Here is a 26,514-nt window from a genome sequence, read left to right on the forward strand (position 1 = left end):
ACTCCTCCCGGGTGTCGCTCTCGCGAAGACCGGCATGGAGAACGCTGAGAACGCTGAAAGAAAAGAGGGATTGATCCGTGTTCAGCCATAGAGAAAAACAGCGTTTCTGCATATCCGTTTTTTTGATGTTCGGCCTGCTCGTTTGCGGCTGCACGGAGCCGGCCTCCGCGCGCAAGAAAAAGGAATCGGGGATTGAAGCTTCCGTGAAGCGGGAAGTTGCGATTGGCGCGAGGGTTGCCGAAGAAATTGCCAAAAACATGGAATTTGTTGAAGATCCTCTTGTGACTGCTCGCGTGCGAGGCATTTTTAATCGTTTGACGCCTTGGGTGAAACGGCCGCTTCCATACAACGTTCATGTTGTGAAAGAAAAATCGCCGAATGCGTTCTGTATCCCCGGCGGCAACATCTATGTCACAACGGGTCTGATAGATTTTGTCAGGTCCGATGCAGAGCTCGCTTTTGTCATGGCTCATGAGTTGAGCCATGCCGACGGAAAACACGGGATCATCCAAATGGAACGGAACCAGAAGCTTTCGCTTGCGGCTCTGGCGATCGCCGTTGCTTCGCGGGGGGCCGGCGCTGCGATGGTCCTTTCCAACGTAGCGGCCGTTGCCGTTTCGAACGCTTACAGCCGGGATCTTGAACAGGAAGCTGACCTCGGCGCGGTGACCATCTCCGCAAATGCGGGATATGAACTGTCTGCCGGCGTCACGGTCATGGAAAGTCTTGCCGCGGAAGAGCTGAAGCAGCCTTGGGTCGATCCCGGCGTTTATCGTGACCATCCCAAAATATCGGAACGCATCCATTACATTGCCGGCGCTGTCGAAAGCAGAGGACATAAAATCCAACGCAAAAACGTCCTCAAACTGTTGATTCCTCGACTCGGCGAGGAGGGAAACAGACTTTTGCTGAGGGTTGACGATACGGTGATTGTGCAAGCACCGGCCTCTTCCGAAGCCAGGCAGCTCTTTGAGGGAGCGCAGATGGCCCTGCAGCGGGCCCTGCAAATGGAAACTCCCGTGTATGATATTCGCGTTGACGAGGCTGGCGGTCGTCCATCGGCGGTCTATATCGGAGTGAGCTGCATTTTGCGGGAGCCCTTGCCCAAAGGAACAGATTCTTTGGGGCACGTTCGTTTACAGCTCGTAAAAGCTTTGACGGAAGCGAGAAAGAAGCATCCGATGGCGAATTACAGCCTGTAAGGCGAATGGGGAGCGATCGTATAGATGTCTTGTAAAGTACTTGTATAACGTGCCCCATTCTGGAGGTAGAAAAGTGTATATATCCCTCTACAGGCGGTACAGACCGCAAAAGTTCTCCGACGTCGTCGGCCAGTCCGCGGCGATTGGCGTGATCACACGCGCTATTGAAAGCGGCGCGATAGGTCATGCCTATCTTTTTTCCGGCCCGAGAGGCTGTGGAAAGACCACCGTTGCGCGTCTCTTCGCAAAGGCGGCAAACTGCCCGCACAGGACGGGAGCCGAACCTTGCAATGAATGCGAAACGTGCCGGGCCATCCGCGAGGGAAGCTGTCTCGACGTCATTGAGATAGACGGCGCTTCCAACAACAGCGTCGACGAGATTCGCAATCTCAAAGAACACGTCGCTTTGGCGTCATTTACTTGTAAGTATAAAGTTTACATTATCGACGAAGTCCACATGCTGTCGATCAGCGCTTTCAACGCACTTTTGAAGACACTCGAAGAGCCCCCTGAACGCGTGATATTCGTTCTGGCAACGACCGCTCCCCACAAAGTGCCCGTGACAATTCGCTCTCGGTGTCAGCATATTCCGTTCCACGGCATGACTTTGGAGCAGATCGTCAATCGTTTGCAGCGGGTCGCGGAAGCGGAGCGTCTCGATTCCCGGGATGAAGCGCTGTGGGAGATTGCCCGCAACTCGGAAGGCGGCATGCGCGATGCGCTGTCCCTGATGGAACAGGCAATCGCTTTAGGCGCCGGCAGCGTGACGCGGGAGACGGTGGATAAGCTTTTGGGGGGCGGCAGTTCGTCTTCGATTCGTCAATGGCTGTCCGACAGTCATGCAACTCCGGAGAATTCGCTCCCCATTTTGGAAAGCCTCTTTCGTTCGGGCGCGGAGCCTGAACGCTTCCTCTCGGCGCTGTTTGTGTGCGTACGGAATTTGTGGCTGCAAAAGCGCTGGGGCGAAAAGATCCTGCGCGCACTGGCGCTTTCGGAAGAAGAGCGTCAGTGGCTGGCGCAGGAGAAAGATTTTCTGCCTTTGCCGCATCTCGAAGAATTGATGGCGCGGATTGCCTCTCTCCTGCCTCAGGTCCGGCGCGGACTTTCGACCGATGTGCTGTGCGGGCTGTTGGTCGGCTGGACTCTGAAGAGCGCGGCTTCTGAAGTGCCGCCGGATGGAAAGACTGCCTCGTCGGCGACGGAGGTTTCTTCTGGGGAACGCGCGGCGCGGATTCGAAGCGACGCGCGCGAGACGGTCGTTCCGGCGTTCGCTCCGACGCAGAACAGCCTGTCGGAGGGCACGGCCTCGGCAGCGCAGAAGAGGCAAACCTCTCCTGAAACAGAAATACCGTCTTACGAAAAAGCTGCCGGCGCGGAGAGCGGCATTTCCCCTTCCGCGGCGGAAGTTCCTGTTGCGGAGACCATCGGCAGTCCGGCTCCTCTTCACAATAATGTGAAAGACGCCCTTCTGTCTGCCTTGGGCAAGAAGCCCAACGTCGCGGTGCCGTTATGTCTTGCGGATATCGTTTACGATCGCGAGAGACAGGAATTGGGCATCCTGCTGAACGAAGACGACGTTCAGGCATATGAGGCGCTGAACAGCGAGCGCATGGCCAAAGCGGCACAGTCGGTCCTGCACCTGAACGATCTGGCGGTTCAGTCCATAAAACTCCAGTGTGGAAGCCGCGTTGAGCTCTTTGATCATCTTGATGCGGAGCCTGCTCCTGAGAATGCGCCTCTGCAGCTGGCGCTCGCGGAGGATAAGCCCCGGAAGGAATCGCCGCGCGAGAACTTTTTGCGCCATGACGCGGAAACGGCCGATTCAGAGCGTCTCGAGAAAAGAAACTCTCAGCCCGATAAAAATGCCCCCTCTTCTCCTTCAACAAAAAACAGCTCGCTTGCAGATTATCTGCGGGGAACTTTCATGGAAGGGGATCTGTTGTATTGTCGCCCCAACGAAAGTGCTGACGACGCCCCCGACGGGAATGATTCCTGATACTGATTTTCGCTGAGAAAACATCAGTGAAAATGCCGCGCTCGCGCGCGATTTCATGCAGTTTTCGACGCGCCTTCGACGCGAAAAAAAGGACGAAGCCCCGCGCCCTTTTGAACGAAAATCAGTATGAGATGTGGGGAGCCGGGCGTTTGAACTCGTCTGTATGACATGAAAGGAGATTTTTATGTCCGCAGAGAAGAATTTCGTTCATCTGCACGTACATACCGAATACAGCCTTCTCGATGGCGCCATACGCTGCGCCGACTTGGCCAAGCGCTGCGCCGAATGGGGAATGCCGGCGGTGGCCATGACCGATCATGGTGTGATGTATGGAGCCGTCGAATTTTATCAACAGTGCAAAAGCGCGGGCGTCAAGCCGATTATCGGCTGTGAAATGTATGTCAGCCCCGATGGCATCGACAATAAAGAAAAAAAATACAACCACCTTCTGCTGCTTGCCGAGAACGATGAAGGCTATCACAACCTGATCAAGCTTGTATCGATCGCCAATACGAGAGGTTTCTACTACAAGCCGCGCGTCGATCACCAGCTGCTGGCCCAATACAGCAAGGGGCTGATCTGCTCTTCGGCCTGTCTGGCCGGCGAGATTCCCCGTTTTTTGCTTGAAGGGAACGAAAAAGGGGCGCTGGAACGTGCCCAGATGTACCGCGATATTTTCGGGGCGGAGAGTTTCTTTCTGGAAATCATGCCCAACCAGCTTCCCGAACAGGTAGCAGCCAACAAACTGATCATCGAAATGGCGCGGAAGAACAACTTCCCGTTGCTTGCGACGAACGACGCCCATTATTTGAACAGCAGCGATTATGACTGGCACGAACTGCTGCTGTGCGTCGGCACGAAAAAGGTCATCACGGATCCTGGGCGCATGTCCTTCAGGGTGAATGACTTCTATTTCAGATCCGCGCAGGAGATGTGGGGGTATTTCGGCAGCGAGGCTCCCGACTCTCTGGAGAACACGCTGCGAATCGCGGAGCGGTGTCATTTCGATTTTGCCCTGAACACCGGAGATTATTTGCTGCCCAAGTTCGAAATCCCGGAAGGGATGACCCTTGACACATACCTTGAAAAAATGGCCCGCAAGGGCTTGAAAGAACGTCTCGGCGTCGAAGTGATCCCCGACGAATACGAGAATCGTCTGAGTTACGAATTGGGAATCATCAAGCAGATGAAATTTCCCGGGTACTTTCTGATTATCGCGGACGTGATTGGCGCCTGCAAATCCCACGGCATCCCCATCGGGCCGGGGCGCGGCTCTGCGGCCGGGTCTTTGGTGGCCTATTCCATGAAGATCACCGAGCTGGATCCGATCAGGTTTGGCCTGATCTTCGAACGGTTCCTCAATCCCGAGCGAGTCTCCATGCCCGACATCGATACCGACGTTTCCGACAAAGGGCGCGACCGGCTGATCAAGTACGTGGTCGACAAATATGGGGTGGAGAACGTTTCGCAGATCATCACTTTTGGCCGCATGAAATCCAAGCAGGCCATCAAGGATGTCGGGCGCGCCATGGGAATGCCTTATGCGGACGTCAACAAGGTTGCCAACCTGGTACCTGACGGCGCCAAGAGCATAAAGGAAGCGGTGGAACAGACGCCGGACTTGCAGGCTCTTGAAAAAAGCGATATGCAAATATCGAAGCTCCTGACTTCCGCGAGCAGCATGGAAGGGTTGGCACGGCACTGCTCTCAGCATGCGGCGGGAGTGGTCATTACCCCCAAGCCGCTGACGGATCTCGTTCCGGTGCGTCAGATCGAAGAGGGGCAGGTCGCAACCCAGTTTTCCATGGATCCCGTTGCCAGCCTCGGCCTTGTCAAAATGGATTTCCTCGGCTTGCAGACGCTGTCGATTCTCGAAGAAGCGGTTGCCAACGTCAAGCGCAACGGCACGACGCTCGGCGATCTGAACCGCCTGCCGCTCGACGACCCCGAAGTCTATCGGCTGCTGCAAAACGCGGACACGTTGGGCATATTTCAGCTTGAATCGTCGGGGATGCGCCGCCTGATCAAAAAGATGCAGCCCGACCGCTTTGCCGATCTCGTCGCTATTTTGGCGCTGTATCGTCCCGGCCCTCTGGAAAGCGGCATGGTCGATCAGTACGTAAACTGCAAGCACGGCGAAGAAGTTCATTATCTGCACCCGCTGCTCGAACCGGTCCTCAACGAAACATACGGGGTCGTGCTTTATCAGGAGCAGGTCATGAAATGCGCTTCGACGCTCGCGGGCTATACGCTGGGAGGCGCAGACCTGCTGCGCCGCGCCATGGGCAAGAAGAAAAAATCCGTCATGGACGAGCACCGCAGCATCTTTATCAGCGGCGCAGCCAAAAACGGCATCGATGCCGAGAAGGGCGCGGAGATCTTCGATATTATCGAAAAATTCGCCGGCTACGGATTCAACAAGTCTCACAGCGCCGCTTATGCCCTCGTCACTTACCAGACGGCATGGCTGAAAGTGCATTATCCCAAGGAGTTTATGGCGGCGTACCTGTCCAGCAAGATTGGCGCGAAAAAGGAAGTCATGGCCGGGTATGTGCGCGAGGTCCGCGCCTCGGGCATCGATGTTCTGGCGCCGGATATCAACCAGTCTTATGCGGATTTTACGGCGACGAAGAATGAAATTCGCTTCGGCCTTGGCGGCGTGACAAAAGTCGGGGAAGCGGCCTTGAGCTCGATTTTCAAAGCCAGGGAAGAAGGCGGCCCTTTTAAAGGCTTCTGGGATTTCATCGTTCGCGTCGACAAGCACAGCGTCGGCAAAGCCGTCATCGAAAGCCTGATCAAGGCCGGCGCCTTCGATAGCCTGAACTCGAACCGGAAGCAGCTTTTGACGTCGCTGGACAATCTGTTTGAAGTCGCTTCGAGGCGGGATTCGCAGGGCGATCAAGGGTCGCTCTTCGGCGATATGACGTCCGAAGATCAGCCTGAGCTCGCCGAAGTTGACGATCTGAACGTGACAGAAAAGCTGGAAATGGAAAAAGAAGCGCTGGGCATGTACATCTCGGGACACCCTTTCGATGAATTCCGTCCCCTGGCGGCGCGAAAAGCGAATGCCCATATCGCCGACCTTCCTTATTGGAAAAGCGACACCACGACGCCGACCTTTGCAGGGCTTCTGTCGGGTTGGCAGGAAAAAATGACGAAGCGGGGAGACGCCATGGGAATCTTCAGCATTGACGACGGCGAGGACGAAATCAAGGTGATCTGTTTCCCCAAAGCGCGCAGCGGAAAGTCGTGGCTTGAGATAAAGCCGACGTTGTTCGAGGGCAAGCCTTACCTTGTCGCCGGGCGGCCGGACGACCGCGGTGAAAGAACGATTATCGCGACGGACGTTCAACCGCTTGAAAATGACGCTTCGGACCACGATTATGTGGAGATCTGCCTGTCGTTGGACGCTTTGAGGGAGATCTCGCAGAAAAAGTTCCTGGCGATGCTGAAAGAACATCGCGGCAGGCAGACGGTTATTCTCAAAGTCGATAATGACGTCGAAACCGCGGCAATAGCGCTGCCCCACGTAAAAGTGACCTCGTCCAGGGCGCTTGAGGATGATCTTGTCGCGCTTTTTGGAAGAGGGGAAGCGCGGATCAGCGCTTCGTTCCCCGGCGACAGAGAGGAGACGCGAATCTATGGAGCATAAAGTGAAAATTGTCTGCACCCTTGGCCCTGCGAGCCTCAACAGGGAAACTCTCGGCGGCATCGTAGATGCCGGCATGAACGTGGCCCGACTTAATTTCAGCCATGGAACGCATGAGAGTCATCTGGAAGCGCTTCATTTGGTGAGGAATGTCGCCGCGGAGAAAAAAACGTCCGTAGCGGTCATGCTCGACACCAAAGGGCCGGAGATCCGCACAACGCTGCTCGAAAACGATCAGCCGGTAGCGCTGCAGCAGGGACAGCTTTTTGAACTGCGTCCCGACGACGGCAGCCGCGGCTGCGACAAATGGGTCTGCATGACCCATCCAACTTTGGCGCGCGAATGTGCGGTTGGGCAAGACGTCTTTATCGACGACGGCACGATCCACCTTAAAATAATCGAGATCCGCAAAGACGTGCTTGTCTGCAGGGTGATCGTCGGAGGCCTGCTGTCGAACCGAAAGGGAATCAACGTTCCCGCTGCGGAGATCAGCCTGCCGACGCTTTCCGACAAAGATAGAGAAGATATTCTCTGGGGCGTGGAGAACGACGTCGATTTTATTGCCGTTTCCTTCGTGCGAAATCGCGACGACGTCTTGGCGGTACGTCGTGTCGTCGAAGAAGCCGGCGGCGATATCAAGCTGATCGCGAAAATCGAGAGCCGAAAAGCGGTCGAACGCCTCGACGAGATTGCCGACGTCGTCGACGGCATGATGGTGGCGCGCGGCGATTTAGGGGTGGAGATCCCTACGGAAGACGTGCCCCTGGTTCAGAAACAGATCATCGACATCTGCCGCAGCCGGGGAAAGCTGACGATCGTGGCCACGCAAATGCTGGACTCGATGATCCGCAATCCGCGTCCTACGCGGGCAGAGGCGAATGACGTTGCCAACGCCGTTCTCGACGGCGCGGATGCGGTGATGCTGTCCGGTGAATCCGCAGCCGGAAAATATCCCGTCCGCGCGGTCGAGACGATGGCGCGGATCGTCCAGCGGGCGGAAGAAGGCCTCATTCGCTGGCAGAGACCTTGCGCCGTTCCGACGCTGGAGGACAGCGTGCCCGACGGCGTGAGCATGGCGGCGGTCGAGCTGGCGCGAAAATTGAGAGCGCGCGCGATCGTGTCGCTGACGCGCAGCGGTTCTACCGCGACCATGGTCAGCAAATACCGCCCGGAATGTCCGATTCTGGCCGTGACGCCGTCAGAGAAGAGCTGCCGTGAAATGTGCCTGTATTGGGGAGTTTTCCCTGTCATGTGCCCGGAAGGGGGCACCGAGGAGCAAACAATCAAGGATGCCGTGCAGACTGTCATGCAGCGGGGATATGCCGAAGAGGGCGATATGCTTGTGATCACTGCCGGAATGCCGCTTGGCGTTTCCGGAACGACGAACATGCTGCGCGTTTACACGATCGGACAGATTGTGGCCAGAGGGCTGCCGGTGCTGCCGGGCGTTGTCACCGGACGGGTTCTTGTCGTCAAAAAGGGCGAGGACCTGGTGGGAATTCAAAATGGAGATGTTCTGGTCACCGGCAGCATGACAAAAGACTATGTCAAATATCTTGACAAGGTTTCGGCCGTGGTGACGGAAGAGGGCGGTCTCACCAGTCACGCAGCGATCGTTTCGCTGGAACTGGGATTGCCTTGCATTGTGGGGGCGCGGGGGGCCGTCGAGTCGCTCCGGACGGGAATGGTTGTAACGGTCGATACCAAAGCTGGGCTTGTCTATAAGGGCGTTGTCAATACCGGCGCACATGCCGGCGCGTGATTCCGAGCGAGGGAGGCAATGTTTTTGCGACAGGAGATGTGATATGATTTAACAGTTCTTCCAAAAATATCACAAAAAATAAGCCGGAAAAGGGGAGTGTTGTTCTTGTCCGTAGGCGTGCTGAAATTTTTCAGATGGCAGGATGTCATCGATATAGCACTGGTAACCTATATTATTTATAAGACGTTAAGTCTTCTGGTAGGGACACGAGCGATACAGCTGGTCAAGGGCCTTTTTCTGCTTGTTGTTCTCTCTTTTGTCGCACGCTGGCTCAATCTGGATACCTTTTCATGGATCTTGACCCAAGGATTCAGTGCGCTGCTCATCATCGTGCCGATTATTTTCCAGCCCGAGCTGCGTCGCATTCTCGAAGAGCTTGGCCGCGGCAGCATGTGGCGGCGAAGTAAGGCGTTGAAGCGGGCCGAAGTCGTCGCCGACGAAGTCTCCAAAGCGCTGATGTATTGCTGCGCGCACAAAATCGGCGCGCTGATCGTCCTGCAGAGGGGCACAGGATTGAAGGATTACTGGCGAAACGCCGTGCTCCTCAACGCGGATATCACCCAAGAGCTGATCATCGCCATTTTTTGGCCGAACAACCCGCTTCATGACGGGGCCACGATCATTGACACGGAACAGATCATTTCCGCCGGATGTTATCTGCCTCTCACAGAAGATGCCGACCTGTCCCGTTGGCTGGGAACGCGGCATCGCGCCGCGATCGGCGTGACCGAAGTCTCCGATGCGGTGTCGTTGATCGTTTCCGAGGAGCGCGGCGAAATTTCGCTGGCGATTGGAGGAAGAATTTCGAGAAATTTGAAAGAGTCTCAGCTGAAAAAATATCTTGTCCACTATTTTTCCGGACAGGATCAGGAGCAACAGGGCGTTTTGGAAAGTCTTAAGGAAGAGCTGCGCTCTTTCGGCAGCAATAGTTAGGTGATTGGCGATGAAAAAGAATCAGCCTGCCCGTCTTGACGATTGGCTTTCTTCCAGAGTTTTTTTGATTGTTTTCTCGTTGATCCTCTCGTTTGTTTTGTGGTTCTACGTCGTTGGCAATCGCAACGAGGAAATTGCCAAGACTTATGAAGTGCGCCTTGACTTTTTGAATCCGCCTGCGGATCTTGCGCTTTTCCCTTCCGTGAGGACGGTTGTCGTCACGCTGAACGGCGAGCGTCGGGCAATGAACGTTCTGCAAAACTCCCAGCTTACTGCCGAAGTCGATCTGAAAAATCTCGGCGCCGGGCGTCATACCGTGCCCATTCATTTCAAAGCGCCGTCTCGCATGAATGTGGCGCAGATCGTTCCCAAGGATGTCGAAATCGAACTGGCGCGCATGATCGACAAGGAGCTCAAGGTCAAGATCCTTCCTCCGGAGAACATGCCGGAAGGATACGTCATGGATGGAGCCACATCGGATCCGGACGTGGTGGTGGCTCACGGACGCGAGGATCAGCTTTCCTCGATCTACGAAATTTCCGTGCGCCCCACTCTGGAGGAACTTTTTCGCGGCGGCGCCTGGCGCATTCCGCTCAGATCCCCCAGCGGGGTGGAACTGGATTTTTCGCCTGCCGACGTGACCGTGTCCGCAACCTACTATCAGGGAATACCGCGCAAGGAACTCCCCGTGGAAGTGAGAACTCGCGGCACGCTGCCGCCAAGCCTTCGCCTCCTTTCCGCGAAGGCGGTGCCCGAGACCATTCTTGTCGAAGGACGGGCGGAAGCGTTCGATCAGGTCGCCAAGCTTTACACAGAGCCGATCAACCTGGCGCGCCTTTCCAAGAGCGCTTCCATCCAGACGAAAATTGCGGAGGTCCCCGCCGGCCTGTCACTGCTTTCTTCTCCGGCCGTTACCGTGAACGTGGAAGTGAAAACGCTGAACGACACCCGCGACTACGAAGAAATTCCCATTTCGGTGACGGGAGCGTCCGCTGATGTGCGCTGGGCCGTTGAGCCGGCGACGGTGACCGTGTATGTCGAAGGAACCGCCAACGTCTTGCAGAACTTGACGCTGAAAGATCTTGAACTGACGGCTTTCGTCGACGTTTCCAATATTGTCGCTCCGTCGATGCGCCTGCCGGTCCATCTGAAACGAAAAGAAATCGCCGGAGTCGAATCGGTCGGCGTTGAACCGTTAACCGTAAAGGTGACGCGGCAGTCTCAATAATCTGGTCTCGGGGAGGAAAAACGAATGGATGTTAAAAGCACATCGGCGCCGCGTTGTCGTTGTCTGTTCGGCACCGATGGGGTGCGCGACATTGCCAACAGAGGATCTATGACTCCGGAAATGGCGCTTCGGCTGGGAAGGGCCTATGTCCTGTTTTTGATTCAGCGCGGCACGCCGCGTCCCAAGATCGTGGTCGGGCGCGATACGCGTCGTTCGGGCAAAATGCTGGAATCGGCGCTTGTGGCGGGAATGATGTCCGCGGGAGCGGAGGTTATTTTGCTGGGCGTCATCCCGACCCCGGCCGTAAGCTACGGAGTTCTTTTCTTCAAGGCGCAGGGCGGGGCGATCATCAGCGCTTCCCATAATCCGCCGGAATACAACGGCATCAAATTTCTCAGCGGCGCGGGACAAAAGCTGCGCGACGGCGAAGAGTTGGAGATCGAGGACTATCTCGGGGACGACTTGATCGACGACTGGCGGCCTTCCGGGGCTTCCATCGGCGAGATGGTTTCGGAGGAGGGGTTTGCGATCATGTACGCCGACCGCGTGCTTCAAATCCTCGACAGCGATCGTCTTTCCGGCATGAAGATCGTTTTCGACTGCGCCAACGGCGCCGCTTCGACAGTCATCCCATTGATCGCGCAAAAGCTTGAGTGCGAGAGCGTGTTGATTGGCGCCGAGCCCGACGGATTGAACATCAACGAGAAAAGCGGCGTCATGCATTTGGAGGCTTTGACCGAGGCGGTGCGGGCGAACGACGCCGACATCGGCATCGCTTACGACGGAGATGCCGATCGCGTCCTGTTGGTCGATCGGCAGGGCGCGGTCATCAACGGCGACATCGTGCTCTGGGTCCTGGCGCGCTGGCTGCAGCGGGAGGGCATTCTCGGCAGCGGCGTCGTCGCGACGGTGATGAGCAACGGCATTCTGGAAAATCATCTGCGCAAGGAAGGAATTCAGGTTTTTCGCTGTGCCGTGGGCGACCGATACGTTCTTGACATGATGAAGAACACGGCTTCCGGACTGGGCGGCGAACAATCCGGGCACGTGATCATCGACCATTACGTCAGAACGGGGGACGGGCTCTGCACGGGCTTCGCCTTCTTGCGCGCGTGCCGCGAGTTGGGGGAAGTGCCTGAAACGCTGGTGGACCGTTTCGATCCGTTCCCGCAGGAACTGACGAATATCGCTGTCTCGGATCGGGATAAGGTTATGCAGGACGCGGATTTGAGAGATGCCATCGAACAGACGAATCGCGAATTGGGGGCGACGGGGCGCGTGTTTTTGCGTTCTTCGGGGACGGAACCGCTGATCCGTCTGCTGGTAGAATGCAAGGACCGCGATACGCTCGCGTCGCTGTCGAAGAAGTTCGGCGCGATGATTCGCGCTCTTTAGAGTTCGCCGCGTTCGGAAAATGGGGAGGATTGAACCGTACGGTTCAATCCTCCCCATTTTGTGATAATATAAACGCTGGGAGGAAACGTACGAACGGAAGCGCCAGGACTGAACCGTTTCTGATTCAGCGGCGACAGTCGACGAGGACGAAAGCGATCGAACCATTCGGCGGATGCTTTCGTGGCGGGCGAAGGGGAGCCATGAACCTCTGTCACAAAACCCCGGGGCGACCTGGGTACAAACGGCAGAGGCCCTTCAGTGCTGAGGAGGTTGCTCAGTATGTGTGGAATTGTTGGTTATGTCGGCAACAAGAATGCCTGCGAGATTATCATTCAAGGGCTGGAGCGCCTTGAATATCGCGGGTACGATTCTGCGGGTGTTGCCGTTTGCGAGAAGGGCACTTTCAAGACGGTCAAAACCGTGGGCAAGGTGGCGAAGCTCAAAGAGCTTGTCGGCGCCGACGGGCTGAAGGGAAACGTCGGCATCGGACATACCCGTTGGGCCACTCATGGCGGCGTGACGACGGCGAACGCCCATCCTCACACCGATGAGAAGCATATGGTGGTTCTCGTCCACAATGGAATCATCGAAAACTACAAGGAACTCCGCGACGAACTCGTCGCTGAGAACGTGCATTTCAGCTCGGAGACGGACACGGAAGTTGCGGCGCAGCTTCTTGCCCGTCTCTATGACGGAGAGCCTGTCAAAGCTCTGTGCCAGCTTTTCAAGAAGTGCCGCGGAGCGTTTGCCTTTGTGCTTGTTTTCGGCGATCGACCGAATGAGCTCTACTGCGTGAGAAAAGGCGCACCGTTGGTTGTCGCTCTGGGAAACGGCGAAGCGTATTGCGCGTCGGACGTGCCGGCAGTCGTCGAACACGCGGACAAAGTGATCTTTTTAAACGAAGGCGAGATCTGCCGTCTGAGCACGTCTGGCGCCGAGTTCTGGGATCTCGACGGCGTTGCGCATCAGCGCCGCACTGTTTCCGTAGACGTGGACAGGGCGATGATCGACAAAGCCGGCTACCCGCATTTCATGTTGAAAGAAATCAACGAGCAGGGCTCCGTCCTGCGTCGCGCGCTTTTTGGCCGCACCGCAAGCGATCTGATCGATCTCAGCGGCGAGTGGGGAATCACGCCTGAAAAGGCCAAGACGTTCAAGCGCATGGACCTTGTTGCCTGCGGCACGTCATTTTATGCGGCGACCGTCGCGCAGCGGGTATTGGAGAAATATCTGAAGGTTGACATTCGCGTCGATATCGCTTCCGAATACCGTTATCGACCGCTCAGAGCCGGCGGGGATACGATAGCGGTTTTCGTGTCTCAGTCCGGCGAAACGCTCGACACGCTCGAAGCTCTTCGGCACGTGAAGGAGCTGGGGGCCTATACCGTGGCGGCGACGAACGCTCCCAATTCATCGATCGCCCGCGAAGTGGACGACGTGATCCGCCTGAACGCCGGCATCGAGATCGGCGTGGCGGCGACAAAGACGTTCACGGCGCAGATGGCGGTGCTGATTTTGGCCGGGCTGTATCTGGCCAAACTCCGCGGCGAACTGCCCGGCGCGGACGAAAAGCGCCTCGCCGAAGCGATGAAGGATTTGCCGTACAAGGTCGAACAGACGTTGCTTTTGAAAGACGTCGTTCGCTCTTTGGCCCGCAAGTTCGGCGCAGCGCGGGATTTTCTGTTCCTGGGGAGAGGCGTTTCCTATCCGGTGGCCATGGAAGGCGCTTTGAAGCTGAAAGAGATCTCCTACGTTCATGCGGAGGCGTACGCCGCCGGGGAGATGAAACACGGCCCCATCGCTCTGCTCGATGAAGAGCTTCCGGTCGTCGTGGTCGCCCCGGCGGACGAGCTGCTGGAAAAAACGCTTTCCAACGTGGAGGAAACGCGCGCCAGAAAAGCGCCGGTGATCATTGTCACCACGGAAAACGTTCCCGACGTGAACGATGTGTCGGGAACAATCAAGGTGCCGATGACCGAAGCCGAGTTAACGCCGTTCCTGACAGTTCTGCCGCTGCAGATATTCGCCTACGAATCAGCGCTGCTGCGCGGCTGCGATATCGATCAGCCGCGAAATCTGGCAAAGAGCGTCACCGTCGAATAAATAATAAATTTAAAGAGAACGTTCGGGATGGCTCGATTCCGAACGTTCTTTTTTGTAGAAAACTCACGGCGAAAACGGTTTGCCTGCGCTTGCTCTTTTTTGTACAATGAACGCAGTCTCTGGGAAAGGATGAGCGCACCATGAGAAAAAGCGTGTTCCTGATGGCCGTCGCAGGCGTCTTCATGGGCTTCGGCTGGCGCGCCGACTACGCCGCGAAAATGCGGAAAATGGAAAACGTCGAAACGGTCGGGGCTGCATACGTGACGGAGCGTGCCGGACGAAAGGATTTTTTCGTCGTGGATCTGCGCGGCGCGCCCGCGGCGGAGCGAACGCCCGCCGCTTTCGAAGTCTTTCTGACGTCGGCGCAGCTCGAAAGCCCCGAGGCCGCCGCGCTGCTCAAACGCGCGGGCATCGATTCCGACGCCGAGATCGTACTGCGCGGCGGCACGGAGGAACAGACCGCCGCCGCGGCGAAACGGCTTCTGACGCTGCTGAACTGGAACTCGCTGGTCGTGAAAAGACTGGCGGCGGAGCCGTAAAGAAGAAAAGGAGCGGCCGGATGAGAATGACGCGCGGCGAAGCGGAGATCATGTCGTTCCGGGCGGGCGACGAGCGTGAGATCCCCGCTCTGGTGCGGTCGGTGTACGGAGGAAACTATGACCGGCGCTTTTACGAGCCGTCGGCAATCGCGCGCATGGTCGGCGAAGGTTTGTTCCTCGTCGCGGCGCGCCGGGGCGGACGCCTTGTAGGCATGACGGGATTCCGCGCCGAAGGGAGTTCCAACCGGCGGCTGTTCCGCACCTATCGCCGCATGGTCGCGCCCGAAGCGCGCGGGCTGGGGCTGGCGCGTGCCATGGAGGACCTGGGCGAACGCTTTTTGATCGAAGAGGGATTGCCGGAAGGCTTTTACGCTCAGGTCGAGGCGTCCAGTCCTTCGAACCGTCTTCTGTCGGAGTGCGGATTCGCGCTGACGGCGGCGGAACCGGCCGTGGGGAAACGCGCCGCCCAGACCTTTCTGTTCAAAGAATTGGAACCTGTCCGCGGCAAACTGAATGAAAACGGCTCGCTGGCCGCGGCGTATACGATGGCGGACGCCCCGCCGGTACAGAGGATCGACGCCGCCCGAGCCGGGCGCGGTCTGTTCGACGCGCTCGAACGGCTGTGCCGCGAAGGCAAAACGCTGGAGCTTTTTATGCCGCCGCCGAGCGAGGAAGATCGCGAGAGGCTGCGCGGCCTCGGATTTTTCAGCTGCGGCGTCGCGCGCCGCTGGAGGCCGGACGGCGACGGCGAAATCTTTATGAAAACATTCGCGCGCGCCGAGCTGCCCGCTCCGCCGCTGCAGGATGAACGAACTCTGGCGCTGTGGGAAGCCGTGCGCCGCGGCATGAAACGCGTCGGTTTATAAAAAGCGAATGGGGAAGCCGAACGCTCCGGCTTCCCCATTCGCTTTTTCCTAGGCGGGGGCGTGGAACTCTTTGTCGAAAATCACGGTGAAACAACTGCCCGAATCGGGCGCGCTGCTCAGCTCGACGGACGCGCCGTGAATCGCGGCGGCGTGTTTGACGATGGCCAGTCCCAGGCCGGTGCCGCCGGTTTCCTTGCTGTGGCTCTTGTCCACGCGGTAGAAACGCTCGAAGACGCGGTCCTGGTGTTCCGGCGGGATGCCGATGCCCGTGTCCTGCACGGTCAGCGCGACGGTCTCGTTCCCTTCGGCGACGTCGACGAGAACGGAGCCTCCCTCTCTGTTGTACTTGACGGCGTTTTCGATCAGGTTGAACGCCATCTCGTCGAGCAGGGGACGAACGCCCCAAACGCAGGCGCGGCGGCCGGTCAGTTCGATCAGCACTTTTCGGCTTTCAGCTTCGGGTTTGAGACGCGGCAAAATTTTTTCGCAGAGATCGAAGAGGTCGACGTTTTCACGAGGCGGCAGGGCCGCTTTCTCGTCGAGCTTCGACAGCTCCATGATGTCGTTGACCAGCGCGATCAGGCGGCTGGCTTCGCCGTGGATTTTCTCGGCGAAGCCGCGCAGGTCTTCCGGTTTGGCGAGTCCCGAGGCCATGATCTCGGAGTAACCGGCGATGGACGTAAGCGGCGTGCGCAGTTCGTGCGACACGTTGGCGGTGAATTCCCGGCGCTGTCGTTCCGCCTGCTGGCGGGCCGTGACGTCGAGCAGCAGCACGACCATGCCCGCCTGTTTTTGTTCGCCGGCGACGGTCACGGGCGTGGAGAGAAGACGATAAACGCGGCCGCCGACGTCCAGCAGCGCTTCGCCGTTGCGCCCCGCCTGCGCGGCCTGGACAACGCTGTGCAGTTCGGCGCTGCGGCTGACGAGGAGGATATTCTGACCGACGTATTGAGCGGGGTCGACCGCGAAAATTCTCGCGGCGCTGCGATTGATGGCCAGCACCGTTCCTTCTTTGTCGACGTGGAGCAGCCCTTCGCGCATGTTTTCCGTAACGGCGGCCAGTTCGCGGCGTTGATTTTCCAGCTCGTCGAGCTGGCTGCGCAGCGTCTCGTTCTGATTTTCAAGGCGGAGCAGAAGCGGCGTCAGCTCGTCGTAAGCGTCGTTCTCCAGGGGCTCGGCGAGGTTGAGCCGGGTAATCGGAGCGGTGATGCCGCGGGCCAGAGCGCGCGAAAGAAACAGAGCCAGCAAAGCGGTCAGCGCCGCGGTAACGGTCAGCGGGAACACGACGCGGCGCGCCAGGCCGGCGGTCGTGCCGCGGGTGACGGCGACGCGCAGAATACGCCCGTCGTCCAAGCGGACGGCGCAGTAATGCGTTTTTTCCGTGAGCGTGTCTGAATAGCGGTAGCTTTCGCCGCGGCCGCTGCGAAGCGCTTCCTGCACCTCGGGGCGGGCGCGGTGATTTTCCATTGCGCCGCTGGGCGCGTGATTGTCGTAAAGGACCTGTCCGTCGGCGGAGATGAGCGTGACGCGGCGGCTGTCGGGCAACGCGCTCAGATATTCTTCGGCGTTGCGCAGAAGCGGCAGCGTCGCGGCCACGGATCGGGCTTCGGCGCGGAGCTCTTCGGCCACGCGCGCGTCGATGCTTTTGTAGGAGGCCCGGGCCGTAAACAGCCCAACGATGAAGACTGCGGCCAGTGCGGTGAGAAAAATACTCCAGAAAATTCGCCGCTGCATTCGTCAACCTCCCAATTTGTATCCTACGCCGCGCACCGTCTGGATCAGCGAAGCGCAGTCGCCGAGCTTGCCGCGCAGAGTCTGGACGTGGACGTCCACGGTGCGCGTGCCGCCCTCGTAACTGTAATCCCAGTTGCGTTCCAGAAGCTGTTCGCGCGTGAAGGCCACGCCGGGATGCCGCATCAGCAGTTCCAGCAGGGCGAATTCCTTCAGCGTCAGCGCGACCGGGCGGCCGCCGGCCGTAACTTCGTGGCGCCGGCTGTCCAGTTTCAGCGCGCCGCAGCTGAGGACGGCCGCGCCCTTTTCTCCGCCCGCCGCGCGCAGGCGGGCTTTGACCCGCGCCACCAATTCCATCATGCCGAAAGGTTTGGCGATGTAATCGTCGGCGCCCAGGTCGAGTCCCCGCACCTTATCGTATTCGGAACCTTTGGCGGTGACCATGATCGTCGGGACGCTTTTCAGCGAAGCGTCCTGACGGATGCGTTTGAGGATGCTCAGGCCGTCCTCGCGCGGCAGCATGATGTCGAGCAGGATCAGATCGGGCTTCCGTTCGGCGCAGGCGACGTAGAACGCCTGACCTTCCGCAAAGCCGCGGGCTTCGAGCCCCGTCTGGTTGAGCGTGTAGACCACCAGTTCGCGGATACCCGAATCGTCTTCGACGTAATAGATCATTCTTTCTCTCCGTTTTTATGGACGCCCGTGAGGGAGAACTCCACCCATTCGGCGATGTTTTGCGCGTGGTCGCCGATCCGCTCGAAATACTTGGCGATCATGAGCAGGTCGACGGCCTGCTCGCTGCAGGAGGCGTCTTTGTGGATCAGTTCCACCAGCTCGTTCTTGACGATGCGGAAAAGTTCGTCGACCAGATCGTCGAGCTCGAAGACGCTCTTCGCTTTTTCGAGGTCTTTCCGTACGAAAGCGTCGATGCTGCCGGTAACCATTTCGATGGCTCTGGCGGCCATCCGCGGCAAATGAATCAGCGGTTTGATGTAAGCCTGCCCGCGCAGGCGCAGGATGATTTCCGCGATATCCGCCGCCTGGTCGCCGATGCGTTCCAGATCGGTGATCATTTTCAGCGCCGCGGAGATCAGACGCAGATCCCCGGCGACGGGCTGCTGTTCGAGCAGCAGTTTGAGACAGAGCGACTCGACGGCGCGCTCCTGAGAATCGATCTCCCGTTCAAGCTCGATCGCCCGTCCGGCGGCGTCCTCGTCCTGTTCGGACAGCGCTTGGGCGGCGCTTGCAATGGCTTGTTCCGCCAGGGCCCCCATTGCCAGCAGGTTGTTGTTGAGCTGGTTCAGCTGCTTGTCAAATCGGCTTCTCATTTTAACCAAACCTCCCCGTGATGTAATCTTCGGTGCGCTTGTCCCGAGGATTGGAAAAGAGGCGATCGGTCCCGTCGTACTCGACGATCTCTCCGAGCAGGAAAAACGCCGTTGTGTCCGAGATGCGCACCGCCTGCTGCATGTTGTGCGTCACCATGACGATCGTGTATTTTTCCTTCAGCGCCGTGACGAGATCTTCGATCCTGGCGGTGGAAAGCGGGTCGAGGGCGCTGGTGGACTCGTCCATCAGCAGCACCTCCGGCTCCACCGCCAGAGCCCGGGCGATGCAGAGGCGCTGCTGCTGTCCGCCGGAAAGACCAAGCGCGCTGGATCTGAGGCGGTCTTTCAGTTCGTCCCAGATGGCGGCGTCGCGGAGGGATTTCTCGACCACGGCTTCGAGGCGGGCGCGGCTGCGAACGCCGTGGGTGCGCGGACCGTAGGCGACGTTGTCGAAGACGCTCATCGGAAAAGGGTTGGGTTTTTGAAAGACCATGCCCACGCGCTTGCGCAGCGTCGTCGTCTCCATTGTATCGTAAATATCCTCGCCGTCGAGAAGCACTTTGCCGGTGATTCTGCAGCCTTCGAGCAGATCGTTCATACGGTTCAAAGTCTTCATCAGCGTGCTCTTGCCGCAGCCGGAAGGACCGATGAACGCCGTGACTTGACGTTCGGGAATGGAAAGGGAAACGTTTTTCAGCGCGTGGAATTTATCGTAATACAGATTGAGATTTTCGACGTCAAACCGAGCCATGGGCGAATCTCCTTGCCGCAAAAGAGGACAACGCGTTGATGCCGGCGGTGATGATCAGCAGCATAACGGCGGTAGCATAAGTCTGGTTCATGTACAAACCTTCGCTGGACAACGTGTACATATGCACGGCGAGCGTGCGCGACGAATCGAAAACGCTGCGGGCGACCTCGGCGACCGTACCCGCCGTGTAAATCAGCGCCGCCGTCTCGCCGACGATGCGTCCGATGCCGAGAATAACGCCGGCGAGAATTCCGGGAACGGCCGACGGAAGCACGACGCAAAACACCGTGCGCAGACGTCCCGCGCCAAGGCCGAAGCTGGCCTCGCGATAACTGTCGGGCACGGCCCGCAGCGCTTCTTCCGCCGTGCGCATGACCAGCGGCAGAATCATCATCGCCAGCGTCATCGCTCCCGCCAGCAGCGAGATGCCCATGCGGCAGGCCGTGACGAAAAAGAGCAGCCCGAACAGCCCGTAAATAATGGAAGGGAGCCCCGACAGCGTTTCCGCCGTGACGCGCACCGCTTTCACGAAAAAGCCCCCGCGCGCGGCGTACTCCGCCAGGTAGACAGCGGCTCCAAGACCGGCCGGAACGGCGGCGAGAAGAGCCAGCAGCGTCATTGACAGCGTGTTGATCAGCGCCGGCGTCAGCGAAACGTTGACGGAATCGTATTTCCATGCGAAAAGATCCGGCCTCAGATAGGGAACGCCGTGGCGCAGGATATCCGCAACGATGACCAGCAGCACGGCGACGGTAAAGAACGAGGCGGCGTAAACAAGGCCTTTCGTCAGCAGCGATTTCAAGCGGTTTATTGTCACGCCTGCGACCTCCTTCGCAGCAGAGAAAAAGCGAGATTGACGATCAGAATGAACGCGAAAAGCACGACGCCCGTTGCGATCAGCGCCTCGCGGTGCAGGTCGGCGGCGTAGCCCATTTCCATGACGATGTTGCTCGTCAGCGTGCGTACGCCGCGGAACAAGCTCGTGGGGATCACGGCGCGGTTGCCGGCGACCATCATCACCGCCATAGCCTCGCCGACGGCGCGTCCGACGCCGAGGATCATCGCCGCGATCACGCCGGAACGGGCGGCGCGGAGCACGACGCTGAACACGGCGCGTTCGTGGGTGGCTCCGAGCGCCAGCGCTCCTTCGTAATAACTCCGGGGCGCGGCGTTCAGCGCCGCCTCGCTGACGGCGATAATCGTCGGCAGGATCATGATGCCCAGAAGCAGCGCCGCCGCCAGCAAACTTGAACCGCTGCCGCCGAAATACCGGCGGATCAGCGGCACGATCGTCGTTACGCCCCAGAAACCGTACACGACCGACGGAATTCCCGCCAGCAGCGAGACGGCCGGACGCAGGATACGCGTCATGCGCGGCGACGCGAAGCGCGACAGATAGACGGCCGTCAATAAACCGGCGGGAGCGCCGATAAGCAGCGCCCCCGCGGTGACGTACAGCGATCCGAGAATCATGGGCAGGATTCCGTAGATATCGTTTCCCGGCCGCCAGCGAGTTCCCGAGAGGAACTCCCATACGCCGATCTTCATCATTCCGGGAATGCCGCCCGCGAAGAGGAAGACGCAGATCAGCGCTACGGCGATTACCGACGCCGCCGCGGCCGCGGCGAAAATCCACTTCGCGGCGTTCTCTTTGGCCTGAGTCATCGTTTTTATTTCAAAGTTTCCCAGTTTTCGATTTTGCCCGTATAGATGTCGCGCACCTGTTCCACGGTCAGCCCCTTCAACTCGTTGCCCTTGTTGACGATCACGGCGATGCCGTCCATGGCGATCGCGACCGGAGTCAGGCCGGCTTTCAGCTCGCTTTCCTTGAGGCCGCGCGAAGCCATGCCGAGGTCGCAGATGCCGGAGATGGCCGAGGTCATGCCGGTCGTGGAGTCGCTCGTCTGCACTTCGATCTCGGCGGCGGGGTTCACAAGCAGATAGGCTTCCTTGAGCTTTTCCATGATCGGCGCGATGCTGGACGAACCGGCGGCGACCACCTTGCCCGCGACGCGTTTGGCGGCGAAAGGAGCGGCTTTTTCATTGACGGCGACATAGCCGTTGTCGACGATGACCTTCTGTCCCTGAGCGCTCATGACGAAGTTGAGGAAAGCTTGCGCGGCGGGGCGGAGCTGTCCTTTCGCGGCGACGTTGAACGGACGTGCGATCTTGTAATCTCCCTTGCGGATATTTTCGGCCGTAGCCGCCGCGCCGCTGATGGCCAGAGCTTTTACGTCCGCCTTTTTGAGCGAGCCCATCGACGCGTAGCCGATGGCGTTGGGATTGCCGGCCACCATCGTCATCATGACCGAGGTGCTGTTGGTGATGTCGGCGTTGTCGGTCGTCATGTCGACCTTTTTGCCGTCAGTATCCTTCTGCTCCACGCCGAAAAGCTCGATAAACGCGCCGCGCGTGCCGGACCCCTCTTCGCGCGAGATCACGTCGATCCCGCCTTTTGCCACGGCGAACGCCGGCGCCGCACAGCTTACGCTCATAGCCAGAACAACTGCCGCCAATTTCTTCATACTCATTTTTTATCTCCTCTTTCCTTTCGATTTTGTGCCTTGAGGATAATGCCGCTTTGTCAGGGGAAAATATCGGGCACGTAAAGAGAGTGTAAAATCGTCTGCGTCTCTTTCTCGAAAGCGGATGAAGTGAGGAGACAGTGAAAGGACAAAAGGCCGTCCGCGCCCGGGAAATTTTCCCGGCGCGGACGGCCTTTTTCGCGGAACGTTTTTTAGCGCGCGGCGCTTGTCTCTCGGCGAGCGTGATTTTTCGAAAGGTCACGCCGCGGCGAGCGACGTCATGCCGAGGGCGTAGAGGACGACGGTCAGCAGCGCCATGCCGAACAGCAAAATCTGCGGATACTTGCGCAGGAACGGCACGGCGAAGTAGAGTGCGGCGCTCAGTCCCGCAAAGGCCCAGAGCTCGCGGCGATGGAGCACGGGCAGCGCCACCGTCCACAGCGCCACGGCCAGCAGCCCCACCACGACGGGGCGCATGGCGACGCGGATGCGGTCGACCCAGAGGCGCGCCGTGCCGGAAGCGTTCTCGAAGATCCACACCAGCGCCATCACTACCAACAACGGCGCGACGACAACGGCCACTGTGCCGATGATGGAGCCGGCGAGCCCGGCGAAGCGGTATCCCAGGAGCGTGGCCGAATTGAGAATGATGGGGCCGGGCGTCATCTGCGCGAGCGCGACGGTCTCGCTGAACACGCCGGCTGTCAGCCAGGCCTTTTCGGTGACGAAAACTTCATAGAGGAACGGCAACGACGCCAGGCCGCCGCCGAAGGTGAGCAGACTGACCTTGGCGAAGATGAAAAACAGGGCGATCAGATCCGTCATGCCTTTTTCCCTTCCTTCTCGAGAAGCAGGTTGACGATCAGCGCCACGATCGTGCCGCCGATCAGTCCCCACACCGCGGAGACCTTGAAGATCAGCACCGCCGCGGCGACCAGCAGGCAGATCGCGGTGTCCTTGACGCTGACGAGAGCGTTTTTCTTGCCCAGCTTCCAGACGATGGCGCCGAGCACGACCACCAGGCCGGCCGTGGCGCCGCTGAAGAACGCGGAAATGTAGCCCGACCCCATGTGCGCCAGCAGCCAGCTGGAAAGCACAAGAATAGCGATGAAGGGCGGCAGCGCCATGCCGAACACGGCCGCCGCCGCGCCGGCCGGGCCGCCGAGCGCCAGTCCCGCCTGATAGGACATGCTGATGCCCATCGCGCCGGGAGCTGCCAGCGAAAGCGCCAGCATGTCGGCCGTTTTTTCTTCGGGCACGACTCCCGTGCGGTTCACCGCTTCCTGGATCAGGCCGATCAGCACGGCGCCGCCGCCGAGCGTGAAGGCGCTGATCTTGAAGATCATCATGAAGATCGAAAAAAGCCCGAGCTTCTTTTCTTCTGCCTGTTCTTCTATCTGTGATTCCACTGGAGGATGCCTCTTTTCTCGAAGTTGAAAACGCCGCTGAAAAAGACGGCGAATTCGTATGGTCAGAACGGTAGCAGAATTGTCGTGGCCTGTCAATGAAAATGTTTTTCGTGTTTCGCGATACAAAATTGGGGATCTGTACCGACGAAAGAGTCGGTTGGATTATGTAATTAAGATGGCATTGCGAAATGCCTTCGCATCAGTTAAAATTTAACACTAGCCATTAAAACCAAGTCATAAAATTTGTGCGGCAAAAACGTTCCATTGTAGAGGAGGAACTGAGTGCATGAACAGAGGAATGTCAATCAGAGGAATTTCCTGGTGCCTGCCGGAACGCTTCGAGACCAACGAGGATCTGGTCAGGGAATTCGGCACGTGGACGCCCGAAAAAATTTATAAGAAAACCGGCATCGTCAGGCGCCATATTGCCGACACCGACAAGCCGGTGTCCCATTATCTGGCCTTGGCGGGCGAGAAATTCTTTGCCGAACATCCGGCGGTTTCCCGCGACAGCATCGACATGCTGGTTGTCTGCTGCGAGGCCCGCGATTACATTGCGCCCGCCACTGCATGCGTGGTCCATCACAAACTTGGGCTGCGGAAAAGCTGCGGCGCCGTGGACTACGAACTGGGCTGCTCCGGTTACGTGTACGGCCTCTCCGTCGCCAAGGGCTATATCGCTGCCGGAATTGCCGACCGCGTGCTGCTGCTCACAGGCGACGAAGTGACGCGCTATGTCAACAAGCAGGACAAGGCGATCCGCACCATTTTCGGCGACGGCCACACGGCGACGCTCCTGGAAGTCAGCGAGCGCGACCGCGTCACCGGCTTCGACCTCGGGACCGATGGCTCGGGGCTTCGTGATATCATCATCGAAGCGGGGGAGACGGCGCTGCCCTGTTCGGAAAGCACGGCTGCAGAGCGAGTGAACCGTTTCGGCAACGTGCACAGCCAGGAGAATTTGTTCATGGACGGCCGCAAGGTACTCGAGTTTTCCTTGAGAGAAGTCCCCGGTTCGGTGCAGCGCTGCCTGGAACGCGCCGGTGTCAGAAAAGAGGCTCTTGACCTGGTCGTTTTTCATCAGGCGTCACGGCTTCTGCTGGAGCAAGTGCGAGATGAAATGCGATTCCCCGAGGACAAGTTCGTGATCAGCCTTGAAGACAAAGGCAACACGGTCTCTTCGACGATCCCGATCGCGCTGGGGGAATGCGCGGAACAGGGGCGGCTGAAAGCGGGCATGAAGGTCCTGTTGTCCGGCTTCGGCGTTGGCCTGTCGTGGGGAACGGTGCTGGTGGAGTGGGGGGCGGACGACGGCGCAGAATAGCCGGCGAAAAATTGCCGAGGCCGCGCGGCCGCGCGGACTTCCTGCGTCTTATTTCGCGGCGGAGCGTTGCATGGCGTCGCCGCTCGTGACGAAAAGGCAGCGTCCTGGTTTTCTGGGACGGCTGCCTTTTTTGTTTTCGAGTCCGCAGCGCAGAACGAGAACGCCGAAACGACAGTGCCGGCCTAAGCAGCTTCTGTCGTATGCTTGAGAATTTGTGAAACTTTTCTGCTGGCGTTTAACTTCTCTTAGCCTTTTTTGTCTTGACGCTGAACCTTTTTTCCGTTATTCTTATTCGCATCGTGTCTATGTTGAAGTTTTTTAATAGCTTGTATTTATTGGTATTCAAGGGGTTATTCTTTTATGGAGGTGAAGGGAATGGTCTTTGACGGCATGGGCGGGGCTACGGCTCTCACGGCAATTGCGTTCGGCGTGGTGTTTCTCGTGCTCGCGGGACTGACCGGCGTGATTTACGCGATGCGTATCGTCAGCGCCGGCCGCAAGTAAAGGCTTGCCGAGGGCGTAAAACGGTTTAAAGCGGCTCGAGCCGCATCATCTTATGATTTTCCCAAGGAGGAAAAAATTATGAGCGTTGTTTCTGAAGCGTTTGCCCGCATTGTCGGCGAATCCGGCTTTGCGGGGCTGACGGGCGGCAACATTGTCATGCTGCTGGTGGCATTTGCCTTGCTGTACTTGGCCATCGGCCGCGGCTTCGAACCGCTGCTGCTGATTCCCATCGCGTTCGGCTGCCTTCTGGCCAACCTGCCTCTGTCGGGCATCACCTCCGGGCCCGTGCTCGACGCGCTGGGCAATGAAACGCAGGCCGGCGGATTCCTGTACTATATGTCCTTCGGCACGGTCAAGGAGATCTATCCCGTCATCATCTTCATGGGCATCGGCGCCATGACCGATTTTACTCCGCTTCTGGCCAACCCCATCACGTTCCTCCTCGGCGCCGCCGCCCAGCTGGGCGTTTTCATCGCGCTGTTCGGCGCTATGGTGCTGGGCTTCAGCGTGCAGGAAGCCGCTTCGATCGCCATCATCGGCGGCGCCGACGGGCCGACCAGCATCTACCTGTGCTCGAAACTGGCGCCTCAGATTCTCGGCGCTGTCGCCGTCGCTTCGTACAGCTACATGTCGCTGGTTCCCCTGATCCAGCCTCCGATCATCAAGCTGTGCACCAGCAAGGCCGACCGTGCCATCACGATGGACAAGCTTCGTCCCGTCAGCAAGCTTGAAAGGATTTTGTTCCCCATCGTCGTCACGGTCGTGACTGGTCTGATCTTGCCCATGTCGGTGCCTTTGATCGGCGTGCTGATGTTCGGCAACCTGATCCGCGAGTGCGGTTGCGCCGACCGCCTCAGCGACACGGCTCAGAACGCGATCATGAACACCACCACGATTTTCCTGTCGCTGACCGTCGGGGCCACGATGGAAGCGGACAAGTTCCTGACCCTCGGCACGATCAAGATCATCGTCCTCGGCCTGGTCGCCTTTATGGCCAGCACGGCGGGCGGCTGCTGGTTCGGGCAGCTCCTGAAAGGGTTGAGCGGCGGCAAGATCAACCCGATGATCGGCGCTGCCGGAGTGTCCGCCGTCCCCATGGCGGCCCGCGTCGTCCAGGTGCTTTGTCAGAAGGAAAATCCCGGGCACTTCCTGCTGATGCACGCCATGGGGCCCAACGTGGCCGGCGTCATCGGCACGGCCGTCGCCGCGGCCGTCATGTTGACGCTGCTGTCTCACTGAGTTCGGCCGTCTACAAAAAATCCTCTCGTC

General features: G+C 58.6%; 22 protein-coding genes. 13 read left to right on the top strand and 9 right to left on the bottom strand.

The features are described from left to right. Positions 1-77: 77 nt before the first annotated feature. From FYJ74_RS08775 to FYJ74_RS08820, 10 genes are all read left to right on the top strand, one after another. The gene (locus tag FYJ74_RS08775) at positions 78-1,202 is read left to right on the top strand and encodes a M48 family metalloprotease (protein WP_154529204.1); all 1,125 of its coding nucleotides are present in this window, start codon (positions 78-80) and stop codon (positions 1,200-1,202) included. A 73-nt stretch (positions 1,203-1,275) separates the two neighbouring features. After that, positions 1,276-3,198 (top strand): DNA polymerase III subunit gamma/tau, encoded by a 1,923-nt coding sequence (dnaX, locus tag FYJ74_RS08780; protein WP_326830915.1) that lies wholly within the window; start codon positions 1,276-1,278, stop codon positions 3,196-3,198. Between the two features lie 184 nt (positions 3,199-3,382). Then, entirely contained in the window at positions 3,383-6,850 is a 3,468-nt protein-coding gene (gene dnaE / locus FYJ74_RS08785; protein WP_154529206.1) for a DNA polymerase III subunit alpha, read from the top strand. After that, positions 6,840-8,609 carry a pyruvate kinase gene (gene pyk, locus FYJ74_RS08790; RefSeq protein ID WP_154529207.1) on the top strand — a complete coding sequence of 590 codons (1,770 nt, stop codon included), beginning with the start codon at positions 6,840-6,842 and terminating at the stop codon, positions 8,607-8,609. Before dnaE ends, pyk begins: the two co-directional genes overlap by 11 nt. A 105-nt stretch (positions 8,610-8,714) precedes the next feature. Further along, positions 8,715-9,542 (top strand): diadenylate cyclase CdaA, encoded by an 828-nt coding sequence (cdaA, locus tag FYJ74_RS08795; protein ID WP_154529208.1) that lies wholly within the window; start codon positions 8,715-8,717, stop codon positions 9,540-9,542. 10 nt (positions 9,543-9,552) lie between these two features. After that, a complete protein-coding gene (locus FYJ74_RS08800; protein ID WP_154529209.1) occupies positions 9,553-10,770 on the top strand; it encodes a CdaR family protein in 1,218 nt (405 codons plus the stop codon). A 24-nt stretch (positions 10,771-10,794) separates the two neighbouring features. Next, positions 10,795-12,165: a phosphoglucosamine mutase gene (glmM, locus tag FYJ74_RS08805; RefSeq protein WP_154529210.1), complete on the top strand. Its 1,371-nt coding sequence runs from the start codon at positions 10,795-10,797 to the stop codon at positions 12,163-12,165. 279 nt (positions 12,166-12,444) lie between these two features. Next, positions 12,445-14,268, top strand: a complete 1,824-nt coding sequence (glmS, locus tag FYJ74_RS08810; protein WP_154529211.1) for a glutamine--fructose-6-phosphate transaminase (isomerizing) — start codon at positions 12,445-12,447, stop codon at positions 14,266-14,268. A 140-nt stretch (positions 14,269-14,408) separates the two neighbouring features. Continuing rightward, positions 14,409-14,807 carry a hypothetical protein gene (locus FYJ74_RS08815; protein WP_154529212.1) on the top strand — a complete coding sequence of 133 codons (399 nt, stop codon included), beginning with the start codon at positions 14,409-14,411 and terminating at the stop codon, positions 14,805-14,807. Between the two features lie 20 nt (positions 14,808-14,827). Next, on the top strand, positions 14,828-15,673 hold the full coding sequence (locus FYJ74_RS08820; RefSeq protein ID WP_154529213.1) for a GNAT family N-acetyltransferase: 846 nt from the start codon (positions 14,828-14,830) through the stop codon (positions 15,671-15,673). 48 nt (positions 15,674-15,721) lie between these two features. Here the strand turns inward: FYJ74_RS08820 and FYJ74_RS08825 are convergent, their stop codons facing one another. From FYJ74_RS08825 to FYJ74_RS08865, 9 genes are all read right to left on the bottom strand, one after another. Then, entirely contained in the window at positions 15,722-17,407 is a 1,686-nt protein-coding gene (locus FYJ74_RS08825; RefSeq protein WP_154529214.1) for a sensor histidine kinase, read from the bottom strand. 3 nt (positions 17,408-17,410) lie between these two features. Then, positions 17,411-18,079, bottom strand: a complete 669-nt coding sequence (locus FYJ74_RS08830) for a response regulator transcription factor (RefSeq protein ID WP_154529215.1) — start codon at positions 18,077-18,079, stop codon at positions 17,411-17,413. Beyond that, a complete protein-coding gene (gene phoU, locus FYJ74_RS08835; protein ID WP_154529216.1) occupies positions 18,076-18,732 on the bottom strand; it encodes a phosphate signaling complex protein PhoU in 657 nt (218 codons plus the stop codon). The genes FYJ74_RS08830 and phoU overlap by 4 nt, the downstream gene beginning before the upstream one ends. 1 nt (position 18,733) lies before the next feature. Continuing rightward, positions 18,734-19,483 carry a phosphate ABC transporter ATP-binding protein PstB gene (pstB, locus tag FYJ74_RS08840; protein ID WP_154529217.1) on the bottom strand — a complete coding sequence of 250 codons (750 nt, stop codon included), beginning with the start codon at positions 19,481-19,483 and terminating at the stop codon, positions 18,734-18,736. Continuing rightward, positions 19,470-20,300, bottom strand: a complete 831-nt coding sequence (pstA, locus tag FYJ74_RS08845; protein ID WP_326830916.1) for a phosphate ABC transporter permease PstA — start codon at positions 20,298-20,300, stop codon at positions 19,470-19,472. The genes pstB and pstA overlap by 14 nt, the downstream gene beginning before the upstream one ends. Beyond that, a complete protein-coding gene (pstC, locus tag FYJ74_RS08850) occupies positions 20,297-21,148 on the bottom strand; it encodes a phosphate ABC transporter permease subunit PstC (protein ID WP_154529218.1) in 852 nt (283 codons plus the stop codon). The genes pstA and pstC overlap by 4 nt, the downstream gene beginning before the upstream one ends. 5 nt (positions 21,149-21,153) lie before the next feature. Then, positions 21,154-22,014 carry a substrate-binding domain-containing protein gene (locus FYJ74_RS08855; protein WP_154529219.1) on the bottom strand — a complete coding sequence of 287 codons (861 nt, stop codon included), beginning with the start codon at positions 22,012-22,014 and terminating at the stop codon, positions 21,154-21,156. A 252-nt stretch (positions 22,015-22,266) separates the two neighbouring features. Continuing rightward, the gene (locus FYJ74_RS08860) at positions 22,267-22,833 is read right to left on the bottom strand and encodes a chromate transporter (protein ID WP_195838875.1); all 567 of its coding nucleotides are present in this window, start codon (positions 22,831-22,833) and stop codon (positions 22,267-22,269) included. Continuing rightward, positions 22,830-23,417 carry a chromate transporter gene (locus FYJ74_RS08865; protein WP_320634131.1) on the bottom strand — a complete coding sequence of 196 codons (588 nt, stop codon included), beginning with the start codon at positions 23,415-23,417 and terminating at the stop codon, positions 22,830-22,832. Before FYJ74_RS08865 ends, FYJ74_RS08860 begins: the two co-directional genes overlap by 4 nt. Before the next feature lie 286 nt (positions 23,418-23,703). Between FYJ74_RS08865 and FYJ74_RS08870 the strand changes: the two genes are divergently transcribed. The 3 genes from FYJ74_RS08870 to FYJ74_RS08880 all read left to right on the top strand — a co-directional run bounded on the left by FYJ74_RS08870 (position 23,704) and on the right by FYJ74_RS08880 (position 26,484). Further along, positions 23,704-24,741: a 3-oxoacyl-ACP synthase III family protein gene (locus FYJ74_RS08870; RefSeq protein ID WP_154529220.1), complete on the top strand. Its 1,038-nt coding sequence runs from the start codon at positions 23,704-23,706 to the stop codon at positions 24,739-24,741. 360 nt (positions 24,742-25,101) lie between these two features. Next, positions 25,102-25,245, top strand: a complete 144-nt coding sequence (locus tag FYJ74_RS08875) for a hypothetical protein (RefSeq protein WP_154529221.1) — start codon at positions 25,102-25,104, stop codon at positions 25,243-25,245. Positions 25,246-25,323: 78 nt separating this feature from the next. Continuing rightward, the gene (locus FYJ74_RS08880; RefSeq protein WP_154529222.1) at positions 25,324-26,484 is read left to right on the top strand and encodes a sodium ion-translocating decarboxylase subunit beta; all 1,161 of its coding nucleotides are present in this window, start codon (positions 25,324-25,326) and stop codon (positions 26,482-26,484) included. Positions 26,485-26,514 lie beyond the last annotated feature (30 nt).

Origin of the sequence: Pyramidobacter porci, assembly GCF_009695745.1 — a bacterium.
GTDB classification, from domain to species: Bacteria; Synergistota; Synergistia; order Synergistales; family Dethiosulfovibrionaceae; genus Pyramidobacter; species Pyramidobacter porci.

Coding starts and splice junctions, on each gene's coding strand:
- pstB (WP_154529217.1), bottom strand. CDS start 19,483: ATGGCTCGGTTTGACGTCGAAAATCTCAATCTGTATTACGATAAATTC.
- glmM (WP_154529210.1), top strand. CDS start 10,795: ATGGATGTTAAAAGCACATCGGCGCCGCGTTGTCGTTGTCTGTTCGGC.
- FYJ74_RS08800 (WP_154529209.1), top strand. CDS start 9,553: ATGAAAAAGAATCAGCCTGCCCGTCTTGACGATTGGCTTTCTTCCAGA.
- dnaE (WP_154529206.1), top strand. CDS start 3,383: ATGTCCGCAGAGAAGAATTTCGTTCATCTGCACGTACATACCGAATAC.
- FYJ74_RS08875 (WP_154529221.1), top strand. CDS start 25,102: ATGGAGGTGAAGGGAATGGTCTTTGACGGCATGGGCGGGGCTACGGCT.
- FYJ74_RS08860 (WP_195838875.1), bottom strand. CDS start 22,833: ATGACGGATCTGATCGCCCTGTTTTTCATCTTCGCCAAGGTCAGTCTG.
- FYJ74_RS08870 (WP_154529220.1), top strand. CDS start 23,704: ATGAACAGAGGAATGTCAATCAGAGGAATTTCCTGGTGCCTGCCGGAA.
- FYJ74_RS08825 (WP_154529214.1), bottom strand. CDS start 17,407: ATGCAGCGGCGAATTTTCTGGAGTATTTTTCTCACCGCACTGGCCGCA.
- pyk (WP_154529207.1), top strand. CDS start 6,840: ATGGAGCATAAAGTGAAAATTGTCTGCACCCTTGGCCCTGCGAGCCTC.
- pstC (WP_154529218.1), bottom strand. CDS start 21,148: ATGACTCAGGCCAAAGAGAACGCCGCGAAGTGGATTTTCGCCGCGGCC.
- FYJ74_RS08815 (WP_154529212.1), top strand. CDS start 14,409: ATGAGAAAAAGCGTGTTCCTGATGGCCGTCGCAGGCGTCTTCATGGGC.
- FYJ74_RS08830 (WP_154529215.1), bottom strand. CDS start 18,079: ATGATCTATTACGTCGAAGACGATTCGGGTATCCGCGAACTGGTGGTC.
- glmS (WP_154529211.1), top strand. CDS start 12,445: ATGTGTGGAATTGTTGGTTATGTCGGCAACAAGAATGCCTGCGAGATT.
- phoU (WP_154529216.1), bottom strand. CDS start 18,732: ATGAGAAGCCGATTTGACAAGCAGCTGAACCAGCTCAACAACAACCTG.
- FYJ74_RS08855 (WP_154529219.1), bottom strand. CDS start 22,014: ATGAGTATGAAGAAATTGGCGGCAGTTGTTCTGGCTATGAGCGTAAGC.
- FYJ74_RS08880 (WP_154529222.1), top strand. CDS start 25,324: ATGAGCGTTGTTTCTGAAGCGTTTGCCCGCATTGTCGGCGAATCCGGC.
- FYJ74_RS08820 (WP_154529213.1), top strand. CDS start 14,828: ATGAGAATGACGCGCGGCGAAGCGGAGATCATGTCGTTCCGGGCGGGC.